This is a genomic window from Geodermatophilus sp. URMC 62 (genome assembly GCF_052931475.1).
On record NZ_JBRFHY010000001.1, the window covers coordinates 67,826 to 82,915 of the forward strand.

Genomic DNA, 15,090 nt, shown 5'->3' on the forward strand with positions numbered 1-15,090 from the left:
CGGGCTCCCGGGATGAAGATCGTCTCGCCAAAGGCCGATCTCCACTTCCCCGGGAGCCCGCTGTGTCTCATCGTGCCAGCCTGGATGTGTCCACCGCGGTGTTGAAGGCGGTGACCGGCTGGATCGCCCAGCACCGTCGGCGGCCCGGATCCCGCCCGGCGCAGCGGGCGGGCACGGTGCACGTCCAGGTCGTCCTCGCGCTGCGTTGGCTGCGCCACCGACTGGACCTACGCACGCTCGCTCGCCAGGCCGGGCTGAGCATCGCCACCGCCTACCGCTATCTGCACGAGGCGCTGGATGTGATCGCCACGCGCGCTCCTGAGCTCGACGACGTCCTGAACCGCGCCCACGCCGCCGGGCTGTCCTTCGTGTGTCTGGACGGCACCCTGGTCCCCACCGACCGGGTTGCCGTCCGCGCCGAGCGCGGCCATCACCTGTGGTACTCCGGCAAGCACCATGCCTTCGGCGGCAGCGTGCAGGTCCTGTGCGACCCCAGCGGCTTTCCGCTGTGGGTCTCTGACGTCCGCCCCGGCTCGACCCACGATCTGACCGCGGCCCGCGAGCTGGTGCTGCCGGCGCTGTATCCGCACGCCGCCCGGGGGCTGCCCGTGCTGGCCGACAAGGGCTACACCGGCGCCGGCATCGGCGTGCACGTGCCGGTCAAGCACCAGCCTGACGGGCCGCTGCACACCGACAACCGCTGCTACAACTCCCTGATCATCGCGCTGCGCGCGCCCACCGAACGCGGTCACGCCCTGCTCGGCCGCTGGCGCGCCCTCGACCGGGTCACCGTCAGCCCGCACCGCATCGGCGCAATCGCAGCTGCCGCATTAGTGCTCACCTCACTCGACCGCGGAACCAGGTGAGAAAACCTCAGTAGTCATCGGTCCGGCTCCGGTCGGCCTCCACGTAGTGGCGGGCCGCCGACGGAACACCGGCGTAGACCTTCATTCCGCCGTGCATTATCAACGCCGCCCAACAATGACCAACACGCCACCCCCAGAAACGGCAGTGGGCCCCGCGAAGCGGGGCCCGGACTACCGCTATTGGTAGCATGCGTACCGTTCTCTGGTGAAGACATGAGCTTCCCCGGGAAGTGCTGGAGTGGCGGGCGCGAAGACGCCGCGGACGTCATGTCGTTGGTTGTTTACGGCGACTGTCGACTGAGAACAGGTCGCTTTCTTTCGAATTGCAGGTCCGGATGACGATCGGCTCCAGGGTGCCCCGGCTCGCGTCTCCGGCCTCCTGCGAACCGGTGGCGTGGATGTCGAGCGGCAGCCGGACGACGAGGCTGCGACCGGCTCGCAGGGCGTCCCGGTTGTCCTCTCCGTGCGGGAAGGTTCACCGGGCGGGTCGTTCGGGACGGCGGCCGAGGGGCACCCGCTCCGTCCTGCGGTGTTCCCGACCGGGGTTCGTCGTGCGGGACGTCCTCCTTATCCCTGACCGCCGGCACTTGGTCGCCAGCCAGAGCACGAGGACCGCGGTGAGGACGAGCCAGCCGCTCCGAGGAGCGCGCGGCAGCCGTACTTGAGGGATCGATGACCGCGCCTGCCGCGGCTGCGCTGGGCGCAGTGCGTCAACTGCAAGCAGCCCATATCGGGCAGACGGATGAGTAGATCGTCGCCGCGGCGGAGCAGAGGCGGTGACGACGCGGTGACGACGCGGTGACGAAAGCACGATAACTTGCGAGCCGACCTGTCACTGCTCGGGGGCCGCCCATCGAGGCCAGGCCCGCGCAGCACCGGGAGGCCACACCGATGAGCACCAGGGGCTCGGCCGGATCTCAGCCCGATGCGCTGGTCGGACAGAATTCTCTTCTATCAACCCTGCCCACGCGCGCGTGGCGAGAGGAGGCTCTGGCCCGGGCCGCCGAAGTCGAAACCCCGTTGGACTGGGTCGACCAGCTGCGCCGTCTGCTCACCGCAGCGACCGATCACTCGCGGCGCTCGGCCGCGCTGGTGGCGGTGCTGACCTTCTGCGGGCTGCGGATCCCCGAGGCGCTCGAGGCCGACGTGCGCGACTACGGCCACCGGGTGCTCAAGGTGACGCGCAAGGGCGGCAAGACCGCCCGCGTCGCACTGGCCCCTCCAGTCGTGCGCGCCCTCGACGAGTACCTCGACGGGCGCAGCGACGGGCCAATTTTCTGGCGTCCAACGGCCGCTACGGCTACGGCTACGAGCAGCTGCTTTGGCTGTGCAAGACGGCGGGTCTACCAGCCGGCGTCAGCCCCCACAGCCTGTGCCACAGCTACGCGACCGAATCACTGCGCCTGGGCGCTGCGCTCCAAGACGTGCAAGACGCCCTCGGCCACGCCGACCCACGCACGACACGGCGATACGACCGCAGCCGCCACAACCTCGACCGCTCCCCCAACTACCTGCTCGCCACAGCCTTGACCAGCGAGAATGCTCGATAGCGCTTCTCCTGACCACCTAGCCTGCAGCCCTGGATGACCCCATGACTCCCGTAACGACCTGCTACGTGGATAGTCCCCGAAGGACCTCCGTGTCCTCGGCGAACTTTTGGGCGTTGGTGGCGAGGCTGTCGCAGCCGGCCGTCACGGATTGGTCTCCTGGCCGCTTTGCGGTCGATGGATGACCTGCCCGCCGTCCAGAGCGATCACGTCGGGAGCAACAACCCGCAGGTTACGGGTGACGATATCGATGTTCGGATGTCCGGTGGGAAAGTAAGCGTGCAAGATATGCAGCGCCTGCTCATACAGTTCCCGGGCCTGGGCCGCCTCCCCCAGCTCACTCCAGGCAATTCCCAGGTTGACGAAGGTGCGGGCGACCTCGGGATGATCCGGGCCAAACGCCCGCTCCTCGATGTCCAGCGCCCGCTCAAAAAACTCCCGGGCCTTGGCCGCCTGCCCCAACTCTCGCCAGGCGTTTCCCAGGTTGCCGAGGGTGCTGGCGACCTCGGGATGATCCGGGCCAAACGCCCGCTCCTGGATGCCCAGCGCCCGCTCGAACAACTCCCGGGCCTTGGCCGCCCGCCCCAACTCATTCCAGGCGTTTCCCAGGTTGGTGAGGGTGCTGGCGACCTCGGGATGATCCGGGCCAAACGCCCGCTCCTCGATGTCCAGCGCCCGCTCGAACAACTCCCGGGCCTTGGCCGCCCGCCCCAGCCCGCGCCAGGCGTTTCCCAGGTTGATGAGGGCGACGGCCGTCTCTGCGGACTCTGGCCCGTAGGTGAGCTCGGTCAACGCGAGCAGCCGCTCCCGCGGCGGCCTCTCGGCGGAGGGCTCATGCCGTTGGCGGCTGAATGCGGCCGCCCGCTCCAGCCACTGAGCGGCCGGCTCATCGAGGCTGGTGACTCTGGCCCAGGCTTGGGCGGCGATGTCGGGGGGGCCCTCGGTGTGGGCGCGGAAGCCGATGCACCCCACCGCCTCGGAGTCACCGGCGCCTTCAGCGTCCTGTAGAGCGGCCATCCACATCGGTTCTGCGGGTCCGTTCGTCTCACTGCGCTGAATTTCTATGATTTCGGTGTGCGCGGTGACCACTTGATCGCCCCGGTCATCGCCTCCTCGACGCAGCAGTGAGGCGCCCTGCGGGATCGGGGTGGCGGCCCACTCAATGACATGGGTCAAATGCGCCCGGTCGATCTGCTGGGGCCTTCCCAGGCGTTGTCCAACCAGCTCGGGTAGGTAGTCTATCGGCAGGGGACGGGGTGTGCCGGTACGACCCCAGTCGATCGTGACCTCGACCACCGGACGCGCCAGCGTGCAATCCCCGCCGCCCGGCTCAAAGGGACAGGTGGCAACACCGGCATTCTTGCGTATTCTCAGGGCCGCTGCGGCCGTGAACGCCGCGGCGATGCCCTCGCTGACGTCCACACCCGGATACACCGCCTCGGCTCGCTCCAGCTCATCCAGCGTCGGCAGCCGCTCCAAGGTGACGGGCGCACCGAACTCGGCCGCCACCTCCGGATTTTCGCTGGCCCAGACGGCGTAGCGGGTGGATGAGATGGTCGCCACCACCCGCAACGCCGGCGATTCTCTTCGACAGCGGCGCAGCATCGCCACCACCGTCGCCCCCGGTCCGGTGAACCTATCGACCCGGTCCAGCCACAACAGCAGCCGTATCGGAGGGGCGAGCCGGGACACCACATCCAGCTCGTCGAGGGCGGTCGTCAGTCCCTGCGGCGGCTCGGGAGCCAGCACCAGACGCCTCGTGGAGTCGGCTCGGGCCACCTCATAGGCGGTTCGGGTGGCTCCGCTGGCCGGAGCGCCGATGATCAGCAGCAGCCCCTGCGCCTTGAGCCGCTTCAACGCCAGCGAGTCGATGTCGCCCGACTTGAGGCCGCGCGGCACGTACGGCGCGAGGGCCTCGCCGGCCGGGGTGTGCCGCTGGGCAAGGTCTGACTGCGCCACCCCCAGGATGTAGGGATCGGCATCGGCCAGCGGCGGCGCGGGCCACAGCCGCAGGCAGTTCTGCGCCCGGCGCTGCCACTCCGCCTCCGCAGCCGCCTCGGCCTCGCGCTCCTGCTGCTCCGCCTCCCGCTGCTCCCGCCGCTTGGTTTGCCACTTGTCAAGCTCAGACGCCACCCCCACCGCCGCACCTAGGACTATGGCGATGGACCGCGCCCAGCCGGGCGCATTGAAAGCCGCCAAAATTCCTACGACCGCAGCCGACAGGACAACACAAACCCCCCACACGAGAGACCGCGGCAGCGCTCGTAGCCACGCCAGCCACCCCGAGCCACGCACGCTGTTCTCACTCCCGACGTCTTCAGAGCACTCAGCAGGCCGCCGGTCACCCTGACCACCACCACTACGCCTAAACAACATCACATATGGCTTGGCCTGAGGGAAGAGAGCTCCGCTACCTCATGCAACCGATCACCCGTGGCCTGATAGGGGAGAAGTTACTGAAAGGAGTGCTCGTAAGTTGACGCCGAATGGTACCGGTGTGTCCGGGCGGACCAGGAGTGCCGCAGAAGCCCAGGTCAGGCGGCACAAGCGCCGCGTCCGGATTGAACTTGGGTCAACCTACCAGCAATCCTATTAGTGAGGTTTTCTCACCAGGAATCCGCACCAGCTTGAAGGGGACGGTCGGCGCCGCTGGTCAGGGCTGCGGCGAGTCGTTGGCGACGTCGATCACGGCTGCTCGGCGCGGGTCCCGCCACGTGGCACTTGGCACCTCCGCTGGCACATGCGCCTGACCTGCAGTGATGCCTTCCCTGGCCGTCCGCGGACGGCGAATCCTGGTGAGAAAACCTCAGTATCGGGAGTCGAGGGGGCATCGTTCGGGGAGCTCAGTTCTGCTGTGCCCGCCTGGCGCTGATGCGGCGGTGGATCTCATCGAGCTGCTCGGGTCGAGCATCTCCAGCACACGGCCGGAGGTCGGCTGCTGGAGCTGTTGACCCGCCGCCGCAGTGTGAGTCGGACCGGTTCGTGGCCGTGGTCGGCCCGTCGGGCAGCAGTGCCGATGCCGACCCCAACGGGTCCGTTCCGAGGGATGTATCAGGTCGACGGTGACGACGCTCGGCACAGATGCCGGATCCACCGAGACAGCCACCGCCGCTGGGGCGCGGCGGAAGGCGACAATCTTCGCGGGTCCGATCACCACACCCCACGTGGAGGCCCTCATGCCCACGTTCCACATCACCGTTCGCGGCGCCGATCGCGACGCCATGGCCGACCTCGTGCGCACCCATCGGGTCCGGGTCCTGCCACAGACCCTCGACGAGGAGAGCCCAGAGCCTCGGGTCGATGCCCTGGCCGACGAGACCACCATCCGACGCCTGACCGACGCCGGCTACCGGGTGGAGCAGCACGAAGACGTCACCGAGGCCGCCCGGGAGGACCTCCAGCAGGTCGGCCAGGGCAACCGGTTCGCCGCCGAGCTGGCCGCGGCGACGGAGGCGAAGGAGGAGCGGTCGTGAGCTACCTCAACGTCGCCGAGGTCGAGACCGCGCTGGCACTGGCCGCCCGACCGGCGAACGCCGGCTTCACCCAGCTAATCACCCTTCCCCACCGGACGTGGGAGGGACGGACCTGCTCGGCCCTGCGCATTCACGCCGGTCCGCCGGCGCGCGCCGGCGTCTACCTGCTCGGCGGGGTACACGCCCGCGAATGGGGCAGCCCCGACATCCTGATCAACTTCGTACAGCTGGTCACCGACGCCTATCGCAGCGGCACCGGCATCACCCAGGGCGGCGCCAGCATCAGCGCAGCCCAGGTGCGGCAGATCGTGGACACCCTCGACGTGGTCGTCTTCCCGCAGGCCAACCCGGACGGCCGGCACCACTCCATGACCGTCGACCCGATGTGGCGCAAGAACCGCCGGCCCGCCGACCCCGGCCAGCCGCCCTGCCCCACCGGAGACGGACAGGGCCCCGGCGTCGACATCAACCGCAACTACGACTTCCTCTGGGACTACACCACCAAGTTCAGCCCGAACGCGCCCGTCCGGACCTCCACCGACCCGTGCGAGGAGATCTACCTCGGACCCGGCGCCGCATCCGAACCGGAGACCGCCAACGTCACCTGGCTACTCGACCAGTACCGGTCGGTGACCCACTTCATCGACGTCCACTCCTTCGGCGAGGACATCCTCTACAACTGGGGCGACGACGACGACCAGACCACCACCCCGTCGATGAACTTCCACAACCCCGCCTACGACGACAAACGCGGCGTTCCGGACAGCACCCCGGCCAACGACCCGGCCAAGCCGGACGCGGCCAAATACCGGGAATTCATCCCGGCCGCCGACCTGACCGAGGCGATCACCCTAGGCACCACCATGCGCGACGCCATCCAGGCCGCCCACGGCCGGCGGTACAGCGTGAAGAGCGCCGTCGGGCTCTATCCCACCTCGGGCACCTCCGACGACTGGGCCTACTCACGCAGCTTCCTCGATCCCGCCCGAGGCAGAGTGCTCGGCTACACGATCGAGTGGGGACCGCAGCGGGCGTCGATCTCCAAGAGCTTCCACCCGAACTACCCGGACATGGTCCCGATCATCGAGGAGATCACCGCGGCGCTGCTGGCCTTTTGCACGGCCGTCGCCTCCCACACCGCCGCACCACCACATGCCGACCAGACCACCGCTATCCCTGCGCAGGAGTCGCCGGCCAGCACACCGGCGGAGGCCTCAACCGGACAAGCCCAGCGTTGACCGGCGCCGGCCCCGACCCGTCCGCCCTCGCCACGCCGATACTCACCGACCCCGGCGACCAACGTGAGGACTGACTCATCGCCCCAGACCCATGGCCTGCCGCAGCGACGTCGCCGGGAGCAACATAAATGGGGATTATGTTGTCGGTGGCGTTGTCGCACCCGGCCGCTGGCATCTGGCGCCGCCCTCGGAGCGACCGAGTGAGGGACAGTCGGTCCGAACCGACCGGCTGCGTCGGCGGGCCCACCGCGATCCCTTGCGGTCGGCGAAGATGATCACGTGTCGATCCTCGGCTTCACCTTCCTCGGCGTGCGCACCGAGCGCTTCGCCGACGTGCGCGCGTTCTACCGCGACGTGCTGGCCATGCCGATGATCAAAGACGAGCCGCACGCGGCGTGGTTCGTCACGCCGGCCGGCGATGAGCTGCACGTGTACGGCCCCGGCGACGCCGACCACGACTTCTTCCTGCAGGGACCGGTCGTGGGCCTGCAGGTGGACGACTTCGCCGCGACGCGCGCCGCCATGATCGCCGCCGGCATCCGCTTCCTCGGCGAGCCACAGACCGACGGCGGCGCGATCTGGAACCACTACATCGGCCCCGACGGCAACGTGTACGAGATCATGCAGCGCCCAGGCAACGCCTGACCCCGATCCTCATCGCGCACCAGGCGGCGCCGCTTGCGCCGCGAGGGTCGGCGGAGCTGCCAGGCGACTGCGGCAGCGGCGCCCGGCTGGGTCAACCTCGCCGCGGTCGACCCAGCTGCCCGGTGCCAGGAGCCGTCCTGCCCGGCCCACGCCCGAACACCCGTGTCCGCCACCCGGCGCGGACCAGCACACCGGCGTCCTAGCGATTCGCAGCGGAGGACGGCGCCAGACATGCTGCGCAGCATGGGGACGCACCAGGCGGCCAACCGGACCGCGTGGACCGGCTTGGCACCCGCCTGTGCCGTGGCGGCCGAGCGGCACTGGGCCGTGACCGAGCCGACCTGGGGCACGGCGGGCCGGCCGGAACGGGAACTCGGTCTGCTCGGCGATGTGCGCGGGCTCGACGTCCTCGAGCTCGGCTGCGGGACGGCGTACTGGTCGGCGTGGCTGCAGCGGTGGGGCGCCCGCCCGATCGGGCTGGACCTGACCCGTGCGCAGCTGGCCACCGCCGGCCGGATGCAGGCCGTGCACGGGCAGCGCTTCCCGCTGCTGGAGGCCGACGGCGAGGCAGTACCGCTGCGCGCCGGCTGTGTCGACCTGGTGGTGTCCGAGTACGGCGCGAGCATCTGGTGCGACCCGCACCGCTGGCTCGCCGAGGCCGCGCGCGTGCTGTGCCCGGCGGTCGGCTGGTGTTTCTGGTCAACGCCTGGCTGGCCGTCCTGTGCCAGGACGAGGTCGGGGGCATGTCCGACCGGCTGCGCCGCGACTGGCGGACGCCCCGGCGCATCGAGTGGGCCGACGACGGCAGCATCGAGTTCCAGCGGCCGCCCGGGGAGTGGATCGCGCTGCTGCGCGGATACGGCTTCGAGGTCGAGCGGCTGGAGCACCTGCTCGCCGACCCGGACGTCGACGTGCACGAGCTGTGGGCCGCCACGCCCGACTGGCCGCGCCGCTGGCCGCCCGAAGAGGTCTGGCTGGCACGGCTCCGCGGCTGACCGCCCCTGGCAGTCCGCGCGACCCCTTTGTCCGTCCGGGCACAGACATCCACCCACCGTCGTCGGTGACGAGAGGGATCCTTTGGGGGCGTTGGCCGGGTTGGCCGGAATGTCCCTGAGGCCGCCTTTGGGGACAGTGGCGTCGCCGAGGTGACAGCCCCGTTGAGGGCCGCCGGATACCAAGACCCACTGCGCGCAGGAGCGCGTCAGTGGTTCCGTCCTGGGTCTGGACGACTCGCCGCGTCCGCAGTCCTGGCCGCTTCCCCACAACCGGCGCTCCTCCGGCTGTCGCAGGACGGGGGAAGGGTGGGCCGCAGGCCCAGACGCCGGCTACGACCCGATCGCAGTCAGTTGCCCTGGAACGGCCCCTGCCGGCACATCGGCTGACCCCGACCCGAATCCGCCGCGATTTCCCCGACTCCTGCCGCTGCTGGGCACGCCGGCCAGTCCACCAAAAGCCTGCGGCCGCTCCCCGGGACGACCGCCCGGCAGCCGACGAGGACCAGCGCCCCGCCAGCCAGCGATCAAGAAGACCGCCGCCTCAAGTTAAAGGCGAGCTAGGGCAGTCCTGCGGATCGTGTGCACCACGACTGTTACCGGTTCCGCCTCCTCCTGGCCGGGTCGCAAGACCTGTGTCCTTGAGAGGCCCACTTTGGGACACCACACCGGATATCGATTGAGCTGATGGCGACTACGCGCATGGAGTTGCACCTAACTGCGTGGCCAACTGATGAAGAATGTCGGGTATTGGCGGCCCGTCCACAATCGCACCCGCACCTAGTGCGCGGAGCAACTACGCACCTCCTGATTAGTATGTCGACTGCTAGTCGTCGTTGCTCTATGCTTAGTCACCGGACCGGGCGAGCCGAGCGCGCCACTTGCTTTCGACATCCGCAGCGAGGTCCTCCCTGAGACCCACCGCTCTCCTGTCAACGGGGTAGACGCCGACCTTAAGGTCCAGTGCGTCAGCTATAGGCCTCAACGTATCTGCCATCCTGTAGGCCGTAGCCATTTGCCCCGTAGTCTGGGGGATCAACTCGATCTTAGTTGGGTAATCCCTAAGGATCGTTATCATGTGATCGCTCCCCATCTTGCTAAGAATTGAGTCGAAAAGCTCAAAAACATCTTGGTGATCTGCTGTCAATCCGCGGCCGCGCGAAGTCTTCGTTGGAGCCTCGATCGCCCGGATTATACCAAGAACTTCCTCCAGCAGCTCTCGGTCGGAGCGGTGCGGCGTGGACTTGGTCGAGTCGCGCTTGATGGCTCCTACCTGCTCTTTAAGGTCTGGCCACATATTCCTAAATGCCCTAGTGAGTGCCAACTCGGAGCGCGGAAAGGTAAGTACGGAGTTGATTGCCCAGACAAGGTCGCGAATCCCCTCCTCGCTTAGGTCCTTCATCTGAAATTGCGTGAGGGGCGTGGTGACGTCCGACGGCCCCAGTCGATGCAGTAGCGGCACGACTCGTCCTACGTCCACAGCCTTGCTAAGCGCACCGGCCTCAAACAACAACCACGGAGCCTGGAGGTTTTCAGGAGTGAGACATAGGATTCCGAAATCTGAGTCGTTGAGATGGCCTGAAACTACGTTAGCCCAACGAACCCCGGCCTCATTGTCGCGAGCAGACATATACGGCTGCACTGTTTCAAACATCGCAGGCAGCCACTCGTGGATAGCTTCGGCAATCTGCCGGCTCTCCGCTCCGCTCCAACTGATGAAGACCTTCATAGTATAAGGTTACCCGCTCAGCCTATGCGACAGCCTCTCCAAGTGCAGCCTCCAACCAAAAGGGCTTAGCGCGAGAGATTTAACGGCGCGCCATCCATCGGGATAGTTCAACGAGAGGTATCCCTTAAGCCGCCTTTAGAGACACACCGGAGATCATTGTGGCTGACTGCTTGATCCACGATGCCTTAGCTGGCCGCGCGGCCGGTAGCGTCAGGAGGACGGGCGAGTCGTCGACGGGGGAGCACCGGCGAGCGCGAGCCTCTTGCGCGTGCAGCGCTGGCTGTAGGTGCCGGGGAGCTGATCGACTACCGATGCCTCGACACACCCATCCACATACTCCTCGCCGCTCCTCACAACCGGCTTCGATCCGGCTGCGGCGGGCCGGGGAAAGGGTGGGCCGCAGGCCCATCCCGCAGGGACCAACCTATGAGGTTGAGGTCAAGTCCGGGGTCAAGGTGGTTCGGGCAGGGTGGGGTGGCTCGGCCGGTGTTCCGGTCGAGCTGATCTTGGTGGGGTTGTGCGCTGGTGCGGGCGGTGCCCGGGTGCCCATCTCCGGCCCTACGTAGCGTCAAGCGGGTTGTTCCCGACAGCCTTCATCCGGGCTTGGCGGAGACGGGCGGGGCTGCCCAGGGTCCCTTGCGGGATGTAATCCCGACGCGCATGCGGGCTCGCCCCGCCCGTGACCACCGCCCGCACGATCGGTGAGTGCCAGCGCGCGGTGCCATGCCGCGGGAGTTCGCGGCGGACCGTGGCAGCAAACCGGGACCACCCGGACCGACGGATCACACCCAGATCGCCGGTGTCGGCCACCCGGTCGAGCACGACGGTCACCGCGGCCCGCCAGCTGGCCGACTCCAGCGGCTCGACCGCCGCGCTCAGCACCGCCGGCCAGGCGCACTCGAGCAGGTCACGGATCTGCGCGCCGGCCGCGCCGGCGGCCAGCACCAGGCCGGCGCGGCGGGCGCCCAGGTGTCGCAGGCGGCCCCAGGCCGGCTCTGCCCGCTCGGGCAGGTAACAGCGCAGCTCGGTGACCAGCCGGGCGATGATCACCGCGTCGGAGTCGTCGTTCTTGTTCCGGGTGAAGTCCTCAGCCTCCCGGGCCCGGCCGACCAGCAGCGGCTGCACGCACACAGCCGCACGCCGGCCTGATCGGCGATCTGGTCCAGCACCCGCCAGCGGTGACCGGTCGGCTCACACGCCACCACGACCGAGGAGAAACCCGCCGCGGCCGCCCGGGCCAGTCCCCAGGCCATGGCCTGGGACAGCTGCCAGGCCTTCGCGCGGATCGTGCGCCGAGCGATCACCGCCGAGTCGGGGTCACACAACGCGCAGACCTGCTTGTCTCCGGCCAGATCGAAGGCCAGCACCGCCGACTCACGGGTGACCACCGCCCGCAGCCGAGTCAGCCTCTCATTGCGCCGACGATCACCGCGCGACAGCCGACGAGCCCTACCGTTGGACACGACATCCTCCTGATGCGGTTGGGACACCAAGCCCGTCGACCCCATCAGGGGGATGTCCCAGACCTCCACCGCTCAGGTCGTTACTACGCGAAGCGCTCTTCCGGCGACCCGCTGCAGCCGGCACCCTTGACCGGCTGTGGAGCGGTCCGATCACCGCCCAGGAGGGCTCCGGCGGGGCAGCGACGTATGCACGCCCAAGCCCCGAGTGATGGACAACTCCGCCGAGGTCCCGGCCGGCCCTGCGGGGTCTCACCCGGACGAACTCGTGCCCCACGGGTACACACCGGGTACACAACAGCTTCATAAAGGCGTCGTACCAGCCGTTGCCAGCCATCGGTTGAGTGGACGGTTGACCAGCGCATTCATCATTGACCAACGTCAATCAAGCGGCCTCGGGTCGCCCTCCGGAGGCCTTCTCCAAGGACTCGGCCAAGCTGCCGCCTGTCCGCACACCTTTTAGGCGGCGTCGCCTCCGGTGAACCGCAGCAGGTCGGCGATGGTGACCCGACCTGCTTTCCCCGAAGGCGGGACCGGCGTCCGCGTGGTGTCGCCCTGCAGCAGGCCGAGTGACGTCATCCACCACCAGCTCGATGAGCACGTCGGCGACGACGCGGGCGTTGAGCGGTCCTAGCTCATCTGGGCTTCATAATGCTGATAGCGAGATGCGTGCAGCAGAGTGTCAGATGTGACGACGTCTCCGGGCGAGTTGCAGAGTGACCTGGCCGTCGCGCTGGCCCGCGCCGACCTCGCCTACCTCTGCGCTGCGCTGATGCGTCCTAACGATCCGACGCGGGGCTGGGTGTTCCTCCAGTACGCCGTCATGACGTCCTACGAGGCGAGGCGCTACGTCCGATTGCAGGTCGGGATCGAGGCGCCGAAGGCGATGTGGCCGGAGGAGATGGCGGCGGCGGCGAGGACAAGCGGAAAGTTCTTCGATGACAACCGCCGGTACCTGCCCGGGGTGGTGGACCACTTCGCCGGCCTAATCTTAGCCAACCGATCGTTCTTCCGACCGGAGTCGCGGCGGGCGCGATGGCTGGACCGCCTCCGTCGCGACATGGCGGTCCTGCTCCTGGAAGGCGTGCCGGTGATGACCAACGTGGGCGGGTTCTTCATCGCAGGCCTGCAACCCGGCCAGCTGCGGAAGCAGGACGAACTCGGTCCCCGCCTCCGCGATCTAGCAGCCGGCGTCGGCCAGACGACCGCCTGGATTGGTGCGCCTCAGGACCACCGAGGGCCCTTGCAGCTCGACGCCGAGCGGTTCGCGTGGAGGGACGCGCACACGGCGCAGGTGGTCGGGGCGGTCTTCTGCGGCGACTTCGACCCACCACTGGCCGTCGCCATGCTAACGATCCAAAAGACGGTGACGGCGGCCAACCGGATGTCGCGCACGGACTGTTGTGCGTCCTGCCGAGCTGCCGCCGTCAAGCACCGCTTGATCGTCGCCTACCAGGCCGCCCTCGCGCTCCGGCAACTGCGCGAGAGCGGCCCCATGCTCTCTCCTGCCGGCGCCGCTCACTTGCAGCACGCACTCACCGACCCGCACTGTGAACTGAACCGCCCCCGGCGAGTCCGGAGACTCAGGGTTGTGAGACCCCGACCGCCTGCTGGGCGGGGTGTTGACCGTAGAAGACCTGCTCGTACTCGACCGGGGTCAGGTCGTGGCAGGCGGTGTGCAGCCGGCGGTTGTTGTGCCAGTCGACCCATTCCAGCGTCGCGAGCTCGACGTCATCGAGGCCCTTCCACGGTCCGCGGCGGTGGATCAGCTCGGTCTTGAACAGCCCGATGTGGGTCTCGGCCAGCGCGTTGTCCAACGCGTCGCCGACCGTGCCGACGCTGGGTGCCGCACCGGCGGCCGCGAGCCGCTGGATGCCGCACCGGCGGCCGCGAGCCGCTCGGTGAAGGCAATGGAGGTGTATTGCGACCCGGCATCGTTGTGGCACACAAGCCCGGACAGGTCGGTCACTCCTTCTCGGCTGCGGGTCCAGATGGCCTGTTCGAGGGCGTCGAGCACCAACTCGGTCTTCATCGACCGGGCCGCCCGCCAGCCCAGGATGCGGCGGGAGTGAGCGTCGAGGACGAAGGCGACGTAGACGGTGCCCGACCAAGTCGCCACGTAGGTGAAGTCGGCGACCCAGACGGCATCGGGACGGGCCTGGGAGAACCGTCGTTGGACCAGGTCGGCCGGCCGGGCCGCGGCCGGATCAACGATCGTGGTGCGTCGCCGGCGACCGCGGTGGGCGCCTTCCAGGCCGAGTTCGCGCATCAGCCGCTCCACCGTGCAGCGGGCGACGCCGATGCCCTCGCGGTTGAGCGCCAGCCAGACCTTGCGGGCGCCGTAGACGCCGTAGTTCGCCTGGTGCACGCGGGTGATCTCAGCCTTGAGCTCCTCGTCCCGGATGGCCCTGGACGAGGTGCGGCCACGGGCGTCGTAGTAGGTGCTGGGGGCGATCGGCGTTCCGTGCTCGGTGAGCACGCGGCAGATCGGCTCGACACCCCAGCGCAGCCCATCGTCGGTGCGCCGATCGGCGTGGGCTTCGATGAAGCTCACGAGGTCCGCTGTGGCCGGTCGAGCTCGGCCGCGAAGAAACCCGCCGCCGCCTTGAGGATCTCGTTCGCCCGGCGCAACTCACGGTTCTCCGCCCGCAGCCGACGCACTTCGGCGGACAGCTCGCTGCTCACCCCGGCCCGGACGCTGTCATCGACCTCGGCCTTGCGGACCCACTTGCGCACCGTCTCGGTCGAGCCGATGCCCAGCTTGTGCGCCACCGAGCGCATCGCCTCCCACTCGGTGGCGTGATCCGGCCGGGACTCGGCGACCAGGCGCACCGCCCGCTCCCGCAGCTCCTGCGGATACCGGACGCTTCGATCTGCCACGACTCCATCCTCCTCAAGGACTTGAGTCTCTGGACTCGCCGGGGCGGTTTATACCGTCGCCGCGTCAGTTTCGACCCTCCACTGAACCCGGGGCGGGACACTCCGGGCACTCAAACGCCGCCTGGCCCGCATCGTGTTCAACCTGCTTCATCCCACCGACACCGCCGCCCGGGCTTGCCAGCCGGCCGCGGCTTGACATAGGAGCAACACGAGGACCTCCTGGTCCGGTGGGCGGGTGCCGTGGTAGCTCCACCCTCGGC

At 68.5% G+C, this 15,090-nt stretch carries 10 protein-coding genes and 3 pseudogenes; 8 read left to right on the forward strand and 5 right to left on the reverse strand.

Annotation, left to right across the window (positions count from 1 at the left end; all coding sequences use genetic code 11):
* Positions 1-62 precede the first annotated feature (62 nt).
* The 3 genes and pseudogenes from ACU616_RS00300 to ACU616_RS00310 all read left to right on the forward strand — a co-directional run bounded on the left by ACU616_RS00300 (position 63) and on the right by ACU616_RS00310 (position 2,416).
* The gene (locus ACU616_RS00300) at positions 63-866 is read left to right on the forward strand and encodes a transposase family protein (RefSeq protein ID WP_446756502.1); all 804 of its coding nucleotides are present in this window, start codon (positions 63-65) and stop codon (positions 864-866) included.
* Positions 867-1,757: 891 nt separating this feature from the next.
* Positions 1,758-2,114: pseudogene (locus tag ACU616_RS00305) on the forward strand (hypothetical protein); the annotation flags it as partial.
* A gap of 122 nt (positions 2,115-2,236) precedes the next feature.
* On the forward strand, positions 2,237-2,416 hold the full coding sequence (locus tag ACU616_RS00310; RefSeq protein ID WP_446761438.1) for a hypothetical protein: 180 nt from the start codon (positions 2,237-2,239) through the stop codon (positions 2,414-2,416).
* A gap of 141 nt (positions 2,417-2,557) precedes the next feature.
* Here ACU616_RS00310 and ACU616_RS00315 read toward each other — a convergent pair whose 3' ends face one another.
* A complete protein-coding gene (locus tag ACU616_RS00315; protein ID WP_446756503.1) occupies positions 2,558-4,552 on the reverse strand; it encodes a tetratricopeptide repeat protein in 1,995 nt (664 codons plus the stop codon).
* Positions 4,553-5,475: 923 nt separating this feature from the next.
* Here ACU616_RS00315 and ACU616_RS00320 point away from each other — a divergent pair.
* The 5 genes and pseudogenes from ACU616_RS00320 (at position 5,476) to ACU616_RS00340 (ending at position 8,764) form a co-directional block, all read left to right on the forward strand.
* Entirely contained in the window at positions 5,476-5,886 is a 411-nt protein-coding gene (locus ACU616_RS00320; protein ID WP_446756504.1) for a hypothetical protein, read from the forward strand.
* Positions 5,883-7,124, forward strand: a complete 1,242-nt coding sequence (locus ACU616_RS00325) for a M14 family metallopeptidase (RefSeq protein WP_446756505.1) — start codon at positions 5,883-5,885, stop codon at positions 7,122-7,124. The genes ACU616_RS00320 and ACU616_RS00325 overlap by 4 nt, the downstream gene beginning before the upstream one ends.
* Before the next feature lie 279 nt (positions 7,125-7,403).
* Positions 7,404-7,769, forward strand: coding sequence for a VOC family protein (locus tag ACU616_RS00330; RefSeq protein WP_446756506.1), 366 nt, complete (start codon positions 7,404-7,406; stop codon positions 7,767-7,769).
* 243 nt (positions 7,770-8,012) lie between these two features.
* Positions 8,013-8,435 (forward strand): annotated as a pseudogene (locus ACU616_RS00335) (class I SAM-dependent methyltransferase); the annotation flags it as partial.
* A gap of 23 nt (positions 8,436-8,458) precedes the next feature.
* Entirely contained in the window at positions 8,459-8,764 is a 306-nt protein-coding gene (locus tag ACU616_RS00340) for a hypothetical protein (protein WP_446761535.1), read from the forward strand.
* A gap of 844 nt (positions 8,765-9,608) precedes the next feature.
* On the opposite strand, the gene ACU616_RS00345 is transcribed toward ACU616_RS00340, so the two are convergent.
* From ACU616_RS00345 to ACU616_RS00360, 4 genes and pseudogenes are all read right to left on the reverse strand, one after another.
* A complete protein-coding gene (locus tag ACU616_RS00345; RefSeq protein WP_446756507.1) occupies positions 9,609-10,490 on the reverse strand; it encodes a toll/interleukin-1 receptor domain-containing protein in 882 nt (293 codons plus the stop codon).
* Between the two features lie 558 nt (positions 10,491-11,048).
* Positions 11,049-11,615, reverse strand: coding sequence for a hypothetical protein (locus ACU616_RS00350; protein ID WP_446756508.1), 567 nt, complete (start codon positions 11,613-11,615; stop codon positions 11,049-11,051).
* Positions 11,537-12,022, reverse strand: a complete 486-nt coding sequence (locus tag ACU616_RS00355; RefSeq protein WP_446756509.1) for a hypothetical protein — start codon at positions 12,020-12,022, stop codon at positions 11,537-11,539. The genes ACU616_RS00350 and ACU616_RS00355 overlap by 79 nt, the downstream gene beginning before the upstream one ends.
* A 1,511-nt stretch (positions 12,023-13,533) precedes the next feature.
* Positions 13,534-14,830 (reverse strand): annotated as a pseudogene (locus tag ACU616_RS00360) (IS3 family transposase).
* Positions 14,831-15,090 lie beyond the last annotated feature (260 nt).